At 75.3% G+C, this 3,258-nt stretch carries 4 protein-coding genes; 3 read left to right on the plus strand and 1 reads right to left on the minus strand.

The genetic code is table 11. The features are described from left to right. Positions 1-17 precede the first annotated feature (17 nt). Positions 18-470 carry a nitroreductase family deazaflavin-dependent oxidoreductase gene (locus ABZ318_RS39300; protein WP_356907209.1) on the minus strand — a complete coding sequence of 151 codons (453 nt, stop codon included), beginning with the start codon at positions 468-470 and terminating at the stop codon, positions 18-20. 224 nt (positions 471-694) lie between these two features. On the opposite strand from ABZ318_RS39300, the gene ABZ318_RS39305 reads away from it, so the two are divergent. From ABZ318_RS39305 to ABZ318_RS39315, 3 genes are all read left to right on the plus strand, one after another. After that, entirely contained in the window at positions 695-1,390 is a 696-nt protein-coding gene (locus ABZ318_RS39305) for a TetR/AcrR family transcriptional regulator (protein WP_356907206.1), read from the plus strand. Between the two features lie 291 nt (positions 1,391-1,681). Next, positions 1,682-2,794 carry a sensor histidine kinase gene (locus ABZ318_RS39310; protein WP_356907207.1) on the plus strand — a complete coding sequence of 371 codons (1,113 nt, stop codon included), beginning with the start codon at positions 1,682-1,684 and terminating at the stop codon, positions 2,792-2,794. Continuing rightward, the coding region (locus ABZ318_RS39315; RefSeq protein ID WP_356907208.1) for a response regulator transcription factor at positions 2,791-3,258 on the plus strand (468 nt) is incomplete at its 3' end. The genes ABZ318_RS39310 and ABZ318_RS39315, both read left to right, overlap by 4 nt.

A 3,258-nucleotide genomic window follows, 5' to 3' on the forward strand; every position in this document is an offset into this window, starting at 1 on the left:
CCGTCACCCCGGCCGCGTCACGCGGCCGGGGTGACGGGGCCCGTCGTCGTGATGCGGAAGACCGGGTGCTTCGGGGCGATGGCCCGCAGTTCCTCCGCGGAGGAGTCGGGGCCGACACCGCCGAAGAAGACGCCGACCTCCGCCTTCCAGCGCTTGAGGTAGGCGCGGAGCAGGGCGGGCTTGTCGTCGTCGGCCACCTCGACGGCGGTGAACTCCTCCGCGTGCTTGCCGAGGTGCAGCTGCCCGCCGCCGGCGGCCCGCATGTTGTGCGTCCACTGGACGTGGCCGCGGGGGGCGACGAGGTACCGGGCGCCGTCCACCGTCAGGAGGTTGACGGGGGTGCGGCGCCATTCGCCGCTCTTACGGCCGCGGACGGCCAGGACGCGGGAGCCCCAGACGCTGATGCCCCGGCGGGTCATCCAGGCGACGGCGCGGTTGAGGACGTTCACCGTGAACCAGCCGGGCTTCATGACGTGGACGGCGGCGGGGGAGGAGCCGGTGGCGGGGCCGGTGGGGACGGAGCCGGGGGCGGGGGTGGCGGGCTGGGCGGACATGAGGGCCTCCTGGCGAATCCTGCGGAACGAAACTGTGAGCGCTGCTCTCGCTTGAGATCAGTGTGCACGGTTCGGTGCTCACAAGCAAGAGCGGTGCTCTCGTTTCGTTACGGTGCTCTGAAAATGGCACACTGCTCTCCATGACGACCGTCCGAGGAGCCCGCGCCCGCGCCCGCATCGAGATCACCGCCGCCATCAAGGACGAGGCCCGCACCCAGCTCGCCGCCGAGGGCGCCGCCAAGCTGTCCCTGCGGGCCGTCGCCCGCGAGCTCGGCATGGTGTCCTCCGCGCTCTACCGCTACTTCCCCAGCCGCGACGACCTGCTCACCGCCCTCATCGTCGACGCCTACGACGCCGTCGGCGCCGCCGCCGAGCGCGCGGCCGCCGAGGCCGAGGCCGAGCGCCCCCTCGACCGGTGGACCGCCGTCTGCCGGGCGGTCCGCGCCTGGGCCGTCGCCCACCCCCACGAGTACGCCCTCATCTACGGCTCCCCCGTCCCGGGCTACACCGCCCCCCAGGACACGATCGTCCCCGCCTCCCGCGTCGGCCTGGTCCTCATCGACATCGCCCGCCGGGCCCACGCGGGCGAGGGCGTCGCCCTGCCGCCGCTGCCGGACGCCCTGCGCCCCGAAGCCGTCCGCATGAGCGCCGACATCGCCCCGGACCTCCCGCCGGCCCTCGCCGTCGCACTCGTCGCCGCCTGGTCGCAGCTCTTCGGCCTCGTCTCCTTCGAGGTCTTCGGCCAGTTCCACCGCGTCGTCGAGGACCGCGACGCCTTCTTCGCGACGGCCGCCCGCCGCCTGGGCCAGGACGTGGGCCTGCTCCCGCGCGGCTGACCCGACCGTCCGGGCCCCGCTCCTACTCCCGCGGGAGTACACGCGACCACCCCGCCGGGCCGACGTGCGCGGCGGGCGGTCGCGGTTAGCGTGACCGGTATGGAAGCCGATAGGGACGAGGAGCGGCCGGGCGGACCCCGCGGTGGGCACGGCCGCGGACCCCGGCGTCGGCACGGCCGTGCGTTCCGGCGTGGGCACGGTCGCGTGCCCCGGCGCGAGCCATGGGAACAGGGGTGGGGGAGCGACAGGGGCCTGCCCTGGCGGTCGACGCTGCTGATCGCCGTGTTCGTCATGGCGGGAACCGGCTTCTCCGCGCGGAACCAGCCGGACCGGGAGACGCTCGACGCCCTCGGGCGGGCCCTGCTCCTGCTCGGGGCGGTCCCGCTGCTGCTGCGTCACCGCAGGCCCGTGCCGGTGGTGTTCGCCGTCGCGGCCGTCACCCTCGGGTACCTCGCGGCCGGCTATCCGTACGGCCCGGTCTTCGTCATGGTGGCCGTCGCCTGCTTCGCGGCCGTCGTCCACGGGCACCGGACCGCCGCCTGGTGGGCCATCGGCCTGCTCTGGGCGGGCCATCTGCTGCTCTCGCACTGGTTCTACCGGTGGCTGCCCCCGGCCGGTGACGGGCCCGCGCCCTGGGGGCAGGAGCTTCCGGCCGCGGCCTTCGCGGTGGCCGTGCTCGCCGCCTCCGAGGTCGTCCGGGTGCGGCGAGAGCAGGGCGCCCAGCTGCGGGCCGAGCGGGCCGCTGCCGAGCGGCGGCGCGCCGACGAGGAACGGCTCCGCATCGCCCGCGAACTCCACGACGTGCTGGCCCACTCGATCTCCGTGATCAACGTGCAGGCGGGCGTCGGCCTCGCCCTCCTGGACTCCGACCCGGAGCAGGCCCGGACCGCGCTGACCACCATCAAGGCGGCCAGCAAGGAGGCGCTCGGCGAGGTGCGCCAGGTCCTCGACACCCTCCGTACCCCCGGTGACGCCCCCCGCGCCCCCGCCCCCGGCCTCGACCGGCTCCCCGAACTCGTCGAGCAGGCCGCCGCCGCGGGCCTCACCGTCACCGTCTCGACGAGCGGCCCTCCGCCCGCCCTGCCGCCGGGCGCCGACCTCGCCGCCTTCCGGATCGTGCAGGAGGCGCTCACCAACGTGGTGCGGCACTCCGGTTCGCGTACGGCCCGGGTACGGATCGGACAGGGCTCCGGGTGTCTGGAGCTGACCGTCGACGACGACGGCCCCGCCACCGGCACGGAGGCCGGCGGCAGCGGGAACGGACTCGCCGGAATGCGGGAGCGGGCCGCCGCCCTCGGTGGCACCATCGAGGCGGGCGCCCGCCCGGACGGCGGCTTCCGCGTCCACGCCGCCCTCCCGCTCCGCCCGCAGGAGGCCCCGAGACCCGAGGAGAACCGTCCGTGATCCGTGTCCTGCTCGCCGACGACCAGTCGCTGGTACGGGCGGGGTTCCGCGCGCTGCTCGACGCCCAGCCCGACATCGAGGTGGCCGGCGAGGCCGCCGACGGCGAGGAGGCGGTGGACCGGGTCCGCGCGCTGCGCCCCGACGTCGTGCTCATGGACATCCGGATGCCCAGGCTCGACGGGCTTGAGGCGACCCGGCGCCTCACCGCGGACCCGGACCTCGGCGGGGTCCGGGTCGTCATGCTGACCACCTTCGAGCTCGACGAGTACGTCTTCGAGGCGATCCGTGCCGGTGCCTCCGGCTTCCTGGTCAAGGACACCGAGCCGGAGGAGCTCCTGCGGGCCGTGCGGGCCGTCGTCCACGGGGACGCCGAAGTCCCTGCGGTAGCTCCAGCGCACCGACGCCGGGTCGGCGTCGGCGCGTTCGGCGAACGCGCGCAGCACTTCTGTGGCGTCGTCGGCCGC

The organism is Streptomyces sp. NPDC006197, assembly GCF_040613865.1.
GTDB lineage: Bacteria > Actinomycetota > Actinomycetes > Streptomycetales > Streptomycetaceae > Streptomyces.